Origin of the sequence: Microbacterium sp. ER1 (assembly GCF_023383675.1) — a bacterium.
Classification (GTDB): Bacteria; Actinomycetota; Actinomycetes; order Actinomycetales; family Microbacteriaceae; genus Microbacterium.
In genome coordinates this window covers 128,080-141,364 of the sequence record NZ_QCXO01000137.1, presented here as the reverse complement: position 1 = coordinate 141,364, position 13,285 = coordinate 128,080, and the positions used below count along the sequence as shown (strand labels likewise).

The 13,285-nt window shown below is 72.1% G+C and carries 12 protein-coding genes; 9 read left to right on the top strand and 3 right to left on the bottom strand.

The features are described from left to right. Positions 1–21 precede the first annotated feature (21 nt). Positions 22–924 carry an arginase family protein gene (locus BV453_RS12550; protein ID WP_249521738.1) on the bottom strand — a complete coding sequence of 301 codons (903 nt, stop codon included), beginning with the start codon at positions 922–924 and terminating at the stop codon, positions 22–24. A gap of 38 nt (positions 925–962) precedes the next feature. After that, positions 963–1,505, bottom strand: a complete 543-nt coding sequence (locus tag BV453_RS12545) for a small multidrug efflux protein (protein WP_249521737.1) — start codon at positions 1,503–1,505, stop codon at positions 963–965. A 157-nt stretch (positions 1,506–1,662) separates the two neighbouring features. Here BV453_RS12545 and BV453_RS12540 point away from each other — a divergent pair, with 157 nt between their 5' ends. From BV453_RS12540 to BV453_RS12500, 9 genes are all read left to right on the top strand, one after another. After that, positions 1,663–2,856 (top strand): histidine kinase, encoded by a 1,194-nt coding sequence (locus BV453_RS12540; protein ID WP_249521736.1) that lies wholly within the window; start codon positions 1,663–1,665, stop codon positions 2,854–2,856. Continuing rightward, the gene (locus BV453_RS12535; protein WP_249521735.1) at positions 2,853–3,455 is read left to right on the top strand and encodes a response regulator transcription factor; all 603 of its coding nucleotides are present in this window, start codon (positions 2,853–2,855) and stop codon (positions 3,453–3,455) included. Before BV453_RS12540 ends, BV453_RS12535 begins: the two co-directional genes overlap by 4 nt. A gap of 75 nt (positions 3,456–3,530) precedes the next feature. After that, entirely contained in the window at positions 3,531–4,934 is a 1,404-nt protein-coding gene (gene thrC / locus BV453_RS12530; protein ID WP_085603909.1) for a threonine synthase, read from the top strand. A 201-nt stretch (positions 4,935–5,135) separates the two neighbouring features. Beyond that, positions 5,136–6,476 carry a cytosine permease gene (locus tag BV453_RS12525; RefSeq protein ID WP_025104503.1) on the top strand — a complete coding sequence of 447 codons (1,341 nt, stop codon included), beginning with the start codon at positions 5,136–5,138 and terminating at the stop codon, positions 6,474–6,476. Positions 6,477–6,519: 43 nt separating this feature from the next. Then, entirely contained in the window at positions 6,520–8,067 is a 1,548-nt protein-coding gene (locus BV453_RS12520; RefSeq protein WP_085603906.1) for a hydantoinase/oxoprolinase N-terminal domain-containing protein, read from the top strand. A gap of 1 nt (position 8,068) precedes the next feature. Beyond that, a complete protein-coding gene (locus BV453_RS12515; RefSeq protein ID WP_025104501.1) occupies positions 8,069–9,169 on the top strand; it encodes a DUF917 domain-containing protein in 1,101 nt (366 codons plus the stop codon). Further along, entirely contained in the window at positions 9,166–10,269 is a 1,104-nt protein-coding gene (locus BV453_RS12510; RefSeq protein WP_025104500.1) for a DUF917 domain-containing protein, read from the top strand. Before BV453_RS12515 ends, BV453_RS12510 begins: the two co-directional genes overlap by 4 nt. A 10-nt stretch (positions 10,270–10,279) precedes the next feature. Beyond that, complete coding sequence (locus BV453_RS12505) at positions 10,280–11,308, top strand: DUF917 family protein (protein WP_025104499.1); 1,029 nt, start codon at positions 10,280–10,282, stop codon at positions 11,306–11,308. Further along, entirely contained in the window at positions 11,305–12,819 is a 1,515-nt protein-coding gene (locus BV453_RS12500) for a CdaR family transcriptional regulator (RefSeq protein WP_085603895.1), read from the top strand. Before BV453_RS12505 ends, BV453_RS12500 begins: the two co-directional genes overlap by 4 nt. 22 nt (positions 12,820–12,841) lie before the next feature. Here the strand turns inward: BV453_RS12500 and BV453_RS12495 are convergent, their stop codons facing one another. After that, positions 12,842–13,252, bottom strand: a complete 411-nt coding sequence (locus BV453_RS12495) for a VOC family protein (RefSeq protein ID WP_025104497.1) — start codon at positions 13,250–13,252, stop codon at positions 12,842–12,844. Positions 13,253–13,285: the final 33 nt, after the last annotated feature.

The following is a 13,285-nucleotide window of genomic DNA, read 5'->3' as shown; positions in this document are numbered from 1 at the left end:
GCAGCCGGGTGGCGGGGCGCGTCAGTCGCGCGCTCCGCTGCCCAGCTCGCGCAGTCCGTCGCCGAGGACCTCGGTCAGGAGCTGGGCGTAGCGGCCGTCCGGATCGAGGTCCGGGTCGAACACGGTGATGCTCGCCCCGATCGCCTGCGGGGCGAGGGCGCGCAAAAGGGCGGTGAGCTCCGCGGCATCGAGGCCGCCCGGATCCGGGCTGTCGACGGCGGGCATCACCGACGGGTCGAGCACGTCGACGTCGAGCTGCAACCAGTAGCGCCCGCCGGCGGACGCGGCGGTCTCAGCGGCGACCGCGTCGGCTCCTCGTGCCAGGACGTCGGCCGCCGGCGTGACGCGCGCGAGGAGGCCGCGGACCTCCTCCTGCTCCTCGTCGTCGTCGCGGTGCCCGATGTGGGCCGTGCGGGTGGCGGAGAAGTACGGCGCGAGTCCGCCGATGTCGGCGATCGCCGGCCAGTGCTCGCCGACCGCGGCCGCCAGCGCTTCGCCGGCCACGCTCGCGCACTCGTCGCTGTTGCCCGGGTGGCGGAAGTCGGTGTGCCCGTCGATGTGCACGAGGCCCGCGCCTCCACGGCGCTTCACGGCGATCCCGGCGCCAACGAGGATGCCGCAGTCGCCCCCGATCACGAGCGGGGCGCGGCCCTCGTCGAGGACCTCGCCGATGCGCGAAGCCAGGCGGAGGGAGTGGTCGACGAAGGCGGCCTCGTTCCGCACCCGGCCGGCGGGCCGCGTGGCGTCGTCGTCCACGTAGCGTCCGGCGAGCACGATGCCGCCGTCGCTCGCGCCCTGATCGGTGAAGCGCCGGAACAGCCCCGCCTCCCGGAACGCCTCCGGCGCCTTCGCGGAGCCGGGCACGCTGCCGGGCTCCGGTGGGCGCAGGCCGAGGTTGCTGGGGGCCGACAGCAGAGTGATCATGCGCTCATCCTGCCGCGGGCGTCCGACATCGCCTCCGCTCAGCGGATGGCGTAGACGGCGCTCCCCACGATCACCGCGATGACGGTCGTCCAGCCGATGATCGCGACGGCCTGCCACACGAGGATGCGCCCCTTGCCGATGCCGGACGCGGCGAGCATGGTGGCGGTGAAGTGCGTCGGCAGCAGCAGCGGTCCCAGCAGGCTCACCCCGGGCACGCCGTAGCGCTCGAACGCGCGCTGGAACTTCTCGCGGCGGGCGGAGCCGCGTCCGGTCTCCACCGGGACGCCGTCGGCCTCCAGGCTCGTCCCGCCGCCCACCGTCACCGGCTGCTTCGCCCGCGAGCGGTCCACGATGGCTCGGCGGGCGCCCGCGCTGGCGAGCACCAGGATCGCGACGCAGAGGAAGTTGCCGACCATCGCGGCGATGGCCGCGATCACGGGCGGGATGCCGCCGAGGATGCCGATGCTCGCGGCACCCTCGCCTTCGACGAACGGCACCGCTCCGGCGAGGGCGACGATGAGGGGCTGGACGAGGTCGGGGACCTGGGCGACGAGGTTCTGGAAGGTCTCGATGAGGTTCATGGGGGAAGCTCCGGGTGTCGGTGTGGACGGTCTCTCCGTCGCGATGACCCCAGTCCAGTCGATGGCGGCCTGAGGCGGCAGTGCCGCCGCGTCATCGCTCTCCGTGCGGTTCGCACCCGGATCCCGTGACATGTGTCACGCCTCTATCGTGGGGAGCGTGAGCAGTCCTTCCCCCGCTTTCTCCGATTCCGGTCCCGGTGCCCGCCAGCTCGCGCGGGGCATCACCGCCACCTGGTGGTACACGGTCGGCGGGGTGATCTTCATCGAGCTCATGCTGGTGGCCGCCTGGCTGGGCATCGCCGTGGCGCTGGATCGCTCGGGCGTCGCGCTGCTCGTCGTGGGGGTCGGCGGGGTGCTCTGGGCGGCGTCGACCGTCCTGCTGCTGGTCGACTACCGTCATCGCGTCGACGCCGGCCCCGGGGTGGGCTGGGTGCGGTTGGCCGTGCCGACCGTCGTCGCCCTGATCTACGGCGGCGCGGCGGGGACTCTGGTCGGCAGTTGGCAGCTCGCCGCGATGCCGGTAGTGCAGGTCTTCGTGCTGGTGAGCTGGCCCCGCGGGATCCGGGTGCGCGTGGCCGTGGCCGCGACGGTCGTGCTCGTCGCTCTCGCGCTGCTCGACTCGACCACCCCCCTCGGCTCCGAGGTCCCGGTGTGGGTGCCGGTGCTCTACGGAGTCATGCTGCCCGGGATGACCGTGAGCTCGCTGTGGTGGTGGGACGTGCTCGTGGCCCTCGATCGGGCACGTACCTCGGAGGCGCGACTGGCGGCGACGCAGGAGCGCCTGCGCGTGGCGACCGACGTGCACGACCTCCAGGGGCATCATCTCCAGGTGATCGCCCTGCAGCTCGAACTGGCGGAGCGCCTGCTGCCCACCGATCCGCAGGCGGGGATGGAGCAGCTCCGCGCCGCCAGGGCGAGCGTCGACGACGCGCGGCAAGGCACCAGAGACCTCGCCACGCGTTTCCGATCCGTGCCCCTCGGCGACGAGCTGGCGAACGCCCGAGACCTGCTCGTGGCGGCAGGACTGACGGTGGAGGCGCGGATCCACCCGGATGCGGACGCGGCACCCGCGGCCGACCTCGGCCCGGTGATCCGGGAGACGACGACGAACGTCCTGCGGCACGGACGCGGCGGTCACGCGCGCCTGATCCTCGACCGGACGGCGGACGCCTGGCGGTACGAGGTCGCCAACGACGCCGACCCCGCGGCCGAGGACGGGGCGGGCGGCTCCGGGCTCGAGGGCGTCCGCCGACGGATCGGCGAGGCGGGCGGCACGTTCGAGCAGCGGCGAGACGCCGACGAGTTCGTCGTGACGGTCACCGTGCCCGCGCGGGCGGAGATCGTCCGATGATCCGGGTGCTGCTCGCCGACGACGAGGGCATGATCCGCTCCGCGCTCGCCGCCCTGCTGCGCCTCGAGACCGACATCGACGTCGTCGCGGAGTGCGCGGACGGCGAGGAGGCCGTCGCCGCCGCCGTCCGTCTCGAACCCGACGTGTGCCTGCTCGATCTGGAGATGCCGGGACTCGACGGTGTGCAGGTCGCCGAGAGGCTCAACCGCACGATCGCCACCCGCTGCATCGTCGTCACCCGGCACGCCCGCCCCGGAGTGCTCCGGCGGGCGCTCGCCTCCGGCGTCTCCGGGTTCGTGCCCAAGTCGCGAGGTGCGGACGAGCTCGCCGCGATCATCCGCCGCGTCGCGGCCGGCGCCCGGTACGTCGACCCGGAGATCGCCGCGGATGCGCTGAGCGACGAGCGGTCGCCGCTCACCGATCGGGAGCTGGATGTGCTCCGCGCCGGGCGTCGGGGGGAGACCACGGGACAGATCGCGCGGGCGCTCGCGCTGGCCCCGGGGACGGTGCGCAACCACATCTCCGTCATCCTCGGGAAGCTCTCGGTGAGCACCCGTCAGCAGGCCGTGCTCGTCGCCGAGGAGCGCGGCTGGATCTGACCGTCGTCACGCGTCCGTTTCGGTCGTCACGGCCTGCGAGAATGGAGGCGCCGAGTCCCGAGCCGAGGAGCACACGTGCCGTTCATCTCCACCCGCGGCGGCATGCAGCCGCAGTCGTTCAGCGAGACGCTGCTGGAGGGCCTGGCGCCCGACGGCGGCCTGGCCGTCCCCGACGTCATGCCCGAGGTCGACGGCGAGACGCTCGAGCGCTGGCGGGCCCTGACCTATCCTCAGTTGGCGACCGAGGTGCTCGGCCTCTTCGCGACCGACATCCCGCGGGAGGACCTCGCCCGGATGACGGCGGCGGCGTACGCGGACTTCCCGGACGGCGTCGTCCCGCTGCGTCGCGTGGACGACGACCTCACGCTGGTCGGCCTCTCCGAGGGCCCGACGCTGGCGTTCAAGGACATGGCCATGCAGTTCCTCGGGCAGGTGCTGGAGTACACGCTCGAGCGCCAGGGCTCGGTCCTCAACATCCTCGGTGCCACGTCGGGTGACACCGGCTCGGCCGCGGAGCACGCCCTGCGCGGCAAGGAGCGCGTCGCGGTGTTCATGCTGTCGCCGCAGGGCCGGATGAGCGCGTTCCAGCGAGCGCAGATGTTCTCGCTCGACGACGCGAACGTGCACAACATCGCGGTGGAGGGCGTCTTCGACGACTGCCAGAACCTCGTGAAGAAGCTCGCCGGCGACCTCGACTTCAAGCGCGCTCAGCACCTGGGCGCCGTGAACTCGATCAACCTCGCCCGCATCACCGCGCAGACGGTCTACTACTTCTGGGCGTGGCTGCGCGCGACCGACGCCGGCGGCTGGGCCGAGGTGTCGTTCACCGTCCCCTCGGGGAACTTCGGCAACATCCTCTCCGGATTCTTCGCGAAGCAGATGGGACTGCCGATCCGACGCCTCGTGCTCGCCGCGAACGAGAACAACGTGCTCGACGAGTTCTTCCGCACGGGGGTGTACCGCCCCCGCAGCGCCGCCCAGACGCTGGCCACCTCGAGCCCGTCGATGGACATCTCGAAGGCGTCGAACCTCGAGCGCTTCATCTTCGAGCTCGTCGACCGCGATCCGGCGCGAGTGGTCGGCGCGTGGGACGACCTGGAGGCCCAGGGCTTCTTCGACTTCTCGGCCGAGCAGGCGCGCTTCGCGGAGGAGTTCGGCATCGTGAGCGGCACCTCGACGCACGAGGACCGGCTCGCGACCATCCGCGACGTGTACGAGGCCTCCGGCGAGGTGATCGACCCGCACACCGCCGACGGCGTGAAGGTCGCGCGGGAGTATGTCGAGCCCGGAGTGCCGATGCTGGTGCTGGAGACGGCCAAGCCCGAGAAGTTCGCCGAGACCATCCACGAGGCCATCGGGGTCGAGCTGGCGTACGCCCCCGAGCTGCGCGCCATGCTCGACGCCCCCCAGCACGTGACCGAGATGCCCGACGACGAGCGCGCTCTCCGTGCCTTCATCGAGGAGAACGCCCTCCACTGACCCGCGAGACCCCGCTTTCGCGCCGAAACCCCCTGTCCCGGACGCCGGAGACAGGGGGTTTCGACATGAACCCGGGGTCTCGGCGGAAATGGGCAGTGCGCACAGAGGGAAGGGGGATCGGGGCGGAGTGCACATGTCGGGGAGGGGAAGGAGGTGAGTACCGTGGCGGGCAACCCGTATCCTCCTCCCGAAGGACTCCCCATGGCACGCACGGCGCACGCAGACGACTTCGCGCTCTCCCGAGTGACTCCTGAGGCCCGCAAGCCCTGGTTCGGAATCGCCGTCCAGCGATTCGGACAGGTCTCCGCCCTCTCGCAGTTCCTCCTCGGCGCGACCCTCGGTTACAGCATGACCTTCGGCGAGGCCGTCCTCGCCTTCCTGTTCGGCTCGCTCATCCTCGAGGTGATCATGTGCGTGGTCGGCTTCATCGGCCAGCGTGAGGGCCTGAACACCGCGCTCCTCGCCCGCTGGACGGGCTTCGGCGAGATCGGCGCCTCGCTGGTCGGCCTCGCGATCGGCATCAGCCTCATCGGCTGGTTCGGCATCCAGTCCGCCATCTCCGCGCAGTCGCTCGACGCGCTCATGCCCGGTGCCCTGCCGGTCTGGGCGTGGAGCCTCATCTTCGGCCTCGCCGTCACCGCGATCGTCGCCTTCGGCTTCGTCGGGATGCAGTGGCTCGCGAACATCACCGTGCCGCTGTTCCTGATCCTCGTCGGCTGGTCCGTCATCTCCGAGCTCACCCGCCACGACATCGGCGAGCTGCTCACCGGCCCTGCCCCCGGCCCGACCATGAGCGTCTGGGCGGGCACCGGCATCGTCGCCGGCGGTCTCATCGTCGGCGCGATCATCACGGGCGACATGACCCGCTTCAACCGCTCCCGCGCCGACGTCGTCAAGCAGACGGTGCTGGGCGTCTCCCTCGGCGAGTTCGTGATCGGCCTCGCCGGCGTGCTTCTCGCCCACGCGGCGGCGACCGGCGACATCGTCGCCATCGTCACCTCGTCCGTCGGGTTCGTCGGCCTGTTCATCGTCCTCACCGGCACGCTGAAGATCAACGACTGGAACCTGTACTCCTCCACGCTCGGCCTGGTGAACTTCATCTCCACCGCCTTCGGGAAGAACCTCCACCGCGTCACCACGACCATCGTCCTCGGCGTGGTGGGATCGGTGCTTGCGGCGGTCGGCATCCTCGGCCAGTTCACCGAGTTCCTCGTCGTGCTCAGCGTCGCGTTCCCGCCGATCGCCGGGATCATGGTCGCCGAGTACTACGTGGTGCGCCGCTGGCGTCCCGAGCTCGACGCGACCCGCGAGGCCGGCACCCTGCCCGGCACCGCGCCCCGGATCGTCCCGGCCACGATCGTCGTCTGGCTGGTGTCCTCGCTGGTCGGCTACTTCGTGACCTGGGGCATCCCCTCGCTGCTCAGCCTCTTCCTGTCGATGGTGCTCTACATCGTCGCCGGCAAGCTCGGCTGGGTGCGCGGCGTCGGCGTCGCGACCACCCGGCAGGCGGACCCCGTCGACAGCGCCCCCGCCGCGGTCTGAGCAGACCCGCCGGACACGAACCACCTCCACGAAAGCGAGCATCATGCACATCGGCATCGACGTCGGCGGCACCAACACCGACGCCGTCCTCATGGACGGCACCCGCACCCTGGCCGGGGTCAAGCACTCCACGACCCCGGACGTGACGAGCGGGATCGTCCAGGCCATCGAAGACCTCCGTGCGGGGCACTCCTTCGAGGGCGGCGACATCGACGCGGTGATGATCGGCACGACGCACTTCATCAATGCGCTCGTGCAGGCGAGCCGGCTCGCTCCGGTCGCGGCGCTCCGACTCGGCCTGCCCGCGACGCGGGCCCTGCCGCCGCTGATCGACTGGCCGGAGGTTCTCGTCGCGGCCACCCAGGCACGCAGCTACTTGGCGCACGGCGGCTACGAGTTCGACGGCCGCCCGATCTCGCCGCTCGACCCCGACGAGATCCGCGCGCACGCCGAGGACATGAAGGCGAACGGCATCCGCTCGGTGGCCATCTCGTCGGTGTTCAGCCCGGTCAACCACGACCTCGAAGTGCAGGCGGCCGAGATCGTCGCCTCGGTGCTCGGAGAGGACGCCGCCATCTCGCTGTCGCATGAGATCGGCCGCATCGGACTGCTGGAGCGCGAGAACGCGACGATCATCAACGCCGCCCTCCGCGAGCTCGCGTCGGAGATCGTCGACGGGCTCACCTCGGCGGTCCGTGCGCAGGGCATCGAAGCGCCGATCTTCCTCAGCCAGAACGACGGCACGCTCATGGACGAGGACTACGTGCGCCGCTACCCGGTCGCGACCTTCGCCTCCGGCCCCACCAACTCGATGCGCGGGGCGGCGGCCACCAGCGGCCTCGTCGACTGCGCCGTCATCGACGTGGGCGGCACCACCGCCGACATCGGCCTGCTCATCAACGGCTTCCCGCGGGAGACGGCGAACGAGGTGAAGGTCGCCGGCATCCGCACGAACTTCCGTATGCCGGACGTGCTCTCCCTCGGCATCGGCGGCGGCAGCATCGTCGACGAGGAGACGGCCGAGGTGGGCCCGGCCTCGGTCGGCTACCGGCTGACGACGGAGGCTCTGGTCTTCGGGGGCTCGACCCTCACGGCCACCGACATCGCGGTCGCCGCCGGTCGTGCGCAGGTGGGGGACCCCGCCAAGGTCGCGCACCTCGACCCCGCGTTCGTGGAGCGCGTGCTCGCCCGCATCGCGGAGCGCGTGGCGGAGGCGGTGGACCGCATGCGCACGTCGCCGGAGCCCATCGCGGTCGTGGCCGTCGGCGGCGGGTCCATCCTGCTGCCCGACGAGCTGCCCCTGTTCGGCACCGTCCATCGCCCGGAGAACTATGCGGTCGCGAACGCCATCGGCGCCTCGATCGCCCAGGTCGGCGGCGAGATCGACAAGGTCTACGCGATCGAGCCGGGCCGTCGCGACGAGACGATCGCGGAGGTGCGCGCCGAGGCCGTCGACAAGGCCATCGCGGCCGGCGCCAAGCCCGCGACCGTGTCGATCATCGACTTCGACGAGGTCCCCATCCCGTATCTTCCCGGCAACGCGACGCGCATCCGCGTGAAGGCCGTCGGCGACCTCGACATGGGGGCCTGACATGAGCACGACGATCACCGCGGCCGACATCGACGGTCTCGCTCGCGGCGCGGCCGTGCTCGGCACCGGCGGGGGCGGCGACCCGTACATCGGCGCGCTCCTCGCCCGCCAGGCCCTCGCCTCGGGAGACGTCACGGTCGTGGCGCTCGACGAGGTGCCGGACGACGCCCTCGTGCTGTTCGTCGCCATGATGGGCGCGCCCACCGTCATGGTCGAGAAGCTGCCGAGCCTCGCGGAGGTCATCGAGCCGGTCAAGGCGCTCGGGATCCACCTCGGCCGCCCGGTCACCCACATCGCCTGCGCCGAGGTCGGCGGCGTGAACTCGACGATCCCGATCGCCGCCGCCGCCGCGCTCGGGCTGCCGCTCGTCGACGCGGACGGCATGGGTCGCGCCTTCCCCGAGCTGCAGATGGTGCTCCCGACGCTGTACGGCGTGACGGCCTCGCCGCTCGCCTTCAGCGACGAGAAGGGGAACACGGGGGTGCTGCAGACCGCCGACAACTCCTGGACCGAGCGCATCGCCCGCGTCGCGTGCGTCGAGATGGGCTGCTCCGTCATGATCTCCGGCTTCTCGATGTCGGGTGCCGCCGCACGCCAGTCGCTGGTGGCGGGATCGCTGTCCCGGTGCATCGACATCGGTCAGCGGATCGCGGAGGCCCGCGAGGCGAAGACCGACCCGGTCGCCGCCGTCGTCGAGCTCCTCGGCGGTCGCGAGCTGTTCGGTGGCAAGGTCGCCGACGTGAACCGGGCCACGACGACCGGCTTCGCGCGCGGTCGGGCACGGATCGACGGAGAGAGCGGAGCCTCGCTGACGCTGCAGTTCCAGAACGAGCACCTCGTCGCGGAGGCGGACGGGCGGGTGCTGGCGACCACCCCCGACCTCATCATGGTCCTCGACGGCGAGTCGGGGGAGCCCGTCACGACCGAGGGGCTGCGCTACGGCCAGCGCGTCCGCGTGATCGCCGCTCCCGCTGATGAGCGCTGGCACTCGGACGCGGCTCTCGCGATGGTCGGCCCGGGGTACTTCGGCTACGACATCCCGGCGCACCGGTTCGACGGCACGGTCTCCGCCGGAGACGCCGCGGCAGGGGCCGCCGCATGAGCTGGGAGCTGACCGCGGCAGACCTGCCCGACCTCGCCCGCGGCGCCACGCTGCTCGGCACCGGCGGCGGGGGCGACCCCTACATCGGCAAGATGCTGGTGGAGCGCGTGCTCGGCGACGGGGCGATCACGATCCTCGACCCGGACGACCTCGCCGACGACCTCTTCGTCATCCCGACCGCGCAGATGGGGGCGCCGACGGTGATGGTCGAGAAGATCCCCGCCGGCACCGAGCCCACCCTCGCCCTGCGCACCCTGGAGGACCACCTGGGACGCCGGGCCGATGCCACCATGCCGATCGAGTGCGGGGGGATCAACTCGATGATCCCGCTCATCGTCGCCGCGGAGACCGGTCTTCCGGTCGTGGACGCGGACGGCATGGGCCGGGCGTTCCCCGAGCTGTCGATGGAGACCTTCGCGGTCTACGGCGTGCACGGCTCGCCGCTCGCGCTCGCCGGAGAGCGCGGGGAGCGCGTCGTCATCGACACGGGAGACGACGATCGTCAGATGGAGTGGCTCGCCCGCGGCATCACGATCCGGCTGGGTGGCGTCGGTCACATCGCCGAGTACGCCATGACCGGGGCCGACGTGCGGCGCACGGCGGTGCCGCGCACCATCTCGATGGCTCTCGCCCTGGGCCGAGCGATCCGGCTCGCCCGGGACGAGCACCGCTCGCCGTTCGAGGCGATCGCCGCGACGCTCGCGACCACGCTCTACCCGCATGTGCGCGAGCTCTGCGTCGGGAAGGTGGTGGATGTCGAACGACGGACCACCGAGGGTTTCGCGAAAGGGCGGGCGGTCATCGCTCCGCTCGGCGCCGCGGAGGACGACACGTTCGAGATCGCCTTCCAGAACGAGAACCTCACCGCGCGGCGGGCTGGACGGCTCGTCGCGATCGTTCCCGATCTCATCTGCGTCGTCGACCACGAGACCGCCGAGCCCATCACCACGGAGGGCCTCCGCTACGGTCAGCGCGTCCGGGTGCTCGGCATCTCGACGCCGGCGATGATGCGCACCCCCGAGGCTCTGGCCGCTTTCGGGCCCTCCGCCTTCGGCCTGACCGAGGAGTTCGCTCCCGTCGAGGGGATGGCCGCGTCCTAGGCTGGATCCCATGAGGCTGGAGCGGGACGACCTGGAGGCGCTCGCCCGCGGGTACGCCCTGCTCGGCTCCGGCGGCGGCGGGTCCACGACGATGCTCGAACTCATCCTCGGCACCACCGCGCCCTGGCCCCTCGACGTCGCGCCGGTGGACGCGCTGGACCCCGCCACGCCCTGTCTCGGCGTGGCCTTCGTCGGGTCGACGATGCTGCTCGGCGAGCGGATGCCCGGTGCCGCGCCCTTCGCCCCGCTGCTGCGGGCGGTGGAGAGATGGCTCGGGCATCCCGTCCCGGCGGTGTGCTCGCTCGAGGGTGGAGGGATGAACGGCCTCGCGCCGCTCACTCTGGCCGGATCGCACACCGTGGTGGACGCCGACTGCACGGGGCGTGCGGTGCCGGGACTCGATCAGATGTCGCTGTTCGTCGACCGCGTGCCGGGACTGGTCTTCGCGTGCGAGACCGGGGCCGACGGGGTGGCGCTCGTGGAGGCGACGAGGGCGATCGATGCGGAGCGTGTGGTGCGTTCGGCCATCATCCAGGCCGGAGGCGTCGGCTGCGCCGTTCTCGCCGGCTTCACCGTCGGCGATCTGCGCGAGCACGCCATCGCCGACCACCTCGCCCGCGCGCTCGCCCTCGGCCGCAGCTTCCTGGTGCACCGGGCGGCACCGCTGCCGGTCCTTGCCGAGGTGCTCGGGGGGACGCTGCTCGCCGAGGGCCGCATCGTGACCACCGCGTCCTCCGCAGCCGACCCGCACGTGAACGCGGTCGAGATCGCCGGACTCGGCGGAGCGGTGCACCGCATCGTCACCCGGTCCGAGACCCTCGCGGTGCTCACCGACGGCCTGCTGGTGGCCGCGGCGCCCGAGATCATCGTCCTCCTGGACGCCGTGTCCCGAGACGTCCTCGAAGTCACCGAGCTGGCCCCGGGGCGCACCGTGGCGGCCCTCGCCCTCCCCGCTCCCGCATGGTGGAACGCCCGCCCCGAGCGTCGGGCCCGGGTGGTGCCTTCCGCCTACGGACTCGTCGATCTGGACGCGGCGTGAGCGGGGCGCTCGCGCTGCCGGCGCTGCTGGCGCAGGAGGAGAACGGCGTCCTCCGCCACGTCGCGGGCCCGCGGGATGTCGCGTGGGACGCGGTGGTGGTGGAAGCCGGCGAGTCCGACCTGCCCGACGAGGGCATCGGCCGGCTCGCGATCCTCACGTCCGGGGCGCCGATCGCCACCTGGCAGCAGGACGCGATGCTGCGCCGGGTCCGTGACCGCGGGTTCACGGGGCTCGCGCTCCCCGGCGCCGCCGGTGTCGACCCCGGGGCGCTCCGCCTCGCGGACCGGATCGGTCTCGCCCTGCTCGACGTCGAGAGGCCGGTCCAGCTCGCCCGCGCCTGCTGGATGCTCATCGAGGCCCGCGACGCTCTGACGCTCACGCGGGTGCGCAAGGTCGCGCAGTCGTTCGAGTACGCCGCCGACGACCTCGGCGACCTGCTCGGACACCTCGCGGCGAACCTCGGTCTGGGCGTCGCCCTCGTCGACGCCGCGGGAGTGCTCCGTGAAGCCGGCGGACACCTGGACGCCGAACTGCACGCGGCGATCCGCTTCGACGCGTGGAGCGACAGTGCCAGGGCGGGGGAGGGCACGGCCGCCTCGGTGCGGGTGGACAGCCCCGGCCGGTCCGGTCTGCGTCTCGTCCTGTTCGGCCACGGCTTCGGAGAGGCACAGCTGCGGTCGCTCCTGGTGGCCGCGGAGGTCGCCATGCCCGCGGTGGCCGCCCGCATCCTCATCGACGAGATCGCGGCCGTCAACGACGTCGCGGCATCGTCGGGCCTGCTGCGGGACTTCGTCGAGCTCCGCGGAGCCGCCGATGCCGATGTGGAACGGCGCATGGCGGAGCGGGGGTGGCGCACCGGCGGGCATCACCTCGGCTTCCGCATGGTGGCGCGCAGCCGGGTGGAGCCGCTCGCACTCCTCCGTGCGATCAGGCCCGGCCTCAGCGCGATCGACGCCGAGGCGCACGCGACCACGGCGGGTCGAGGCCTCAGCGGCTGGCTCTCGTTCGCTGAGGCCCCGGGGCCCGATCGCATCGAGCGGGCCGTGACGGCACTGCGCGACCTCCACCTCACGGCACTGCGCGACTTCGCCGTGGCGACCGGGGTGGGCTCGGCGCAGACCGGGCCGGAAGGACTGGCGGCGACCCTCGACGAGGCCGGCGACGCCGCACGGATCGCCGCGGCCCGGTCGGCCACCGGATGGTTCGTCCGCGTCGACAGCCTCGGGCTCGAACAGCTCCTGCTCGCCTGGACCGGCAACGACACCTTCGTCCCGGCCGCGCAGTCGCTGCTCGCCCCTCTGGCCGAGGGGAACGGGGAACTGCTCAGGACCCTGTCGGCCTACCTCGACCACGAGTCCGGCATCGCGGCCACCGCGGCCGCTCTCGGGCTGCATCGCAACACGGTGGCCGTACGGATCCGCCGGGTCCAGGAGCTCCTCGGGATCGACATGAACGACCCCGAGGCGCGGCTGGCGCTGCATCTCGCGTGCCGGGCGGTGCTGCCGGGCTGAGCCCGGAGCACACCGTCCGGGGTCACTCCGGGTCGCCGTGCAGCATCCAGGCGATCCCGAAGCGGTCGACGAGCATCCCGAACGTCCCGCCCCACGGCGGCACATCGAGCGGCATCGTGATCGTGGCGCCTTCGGAGAGGCGGTCCCACACCTGCCGGGTGACCTCCTGGGTGTTGCCGCTCAGGGACACGGAGACGCCCTGCGGCTTCTCGTAGGTCATGCCCTCCGGGGTGTCCGAGGCCATGAGCACGAGGCCGTCGGGGGTCGTGAGCTGCGCATGCATCACGAGGTCCTTCTGGCTCGGATCCTGCACCATGTCGGGGAAGTCGCCGAAGACCGTGATGTCAAGATCTCCGCCGAGGACTCCCCGGTAGAACTCCATGGCCTCGCGGGCCTCGGTGCGGAAGGACAGGTAGGGATTGAGGTTCGCCATGCGTGCTCCTGGTCGCTCGACTACTGGAAGACC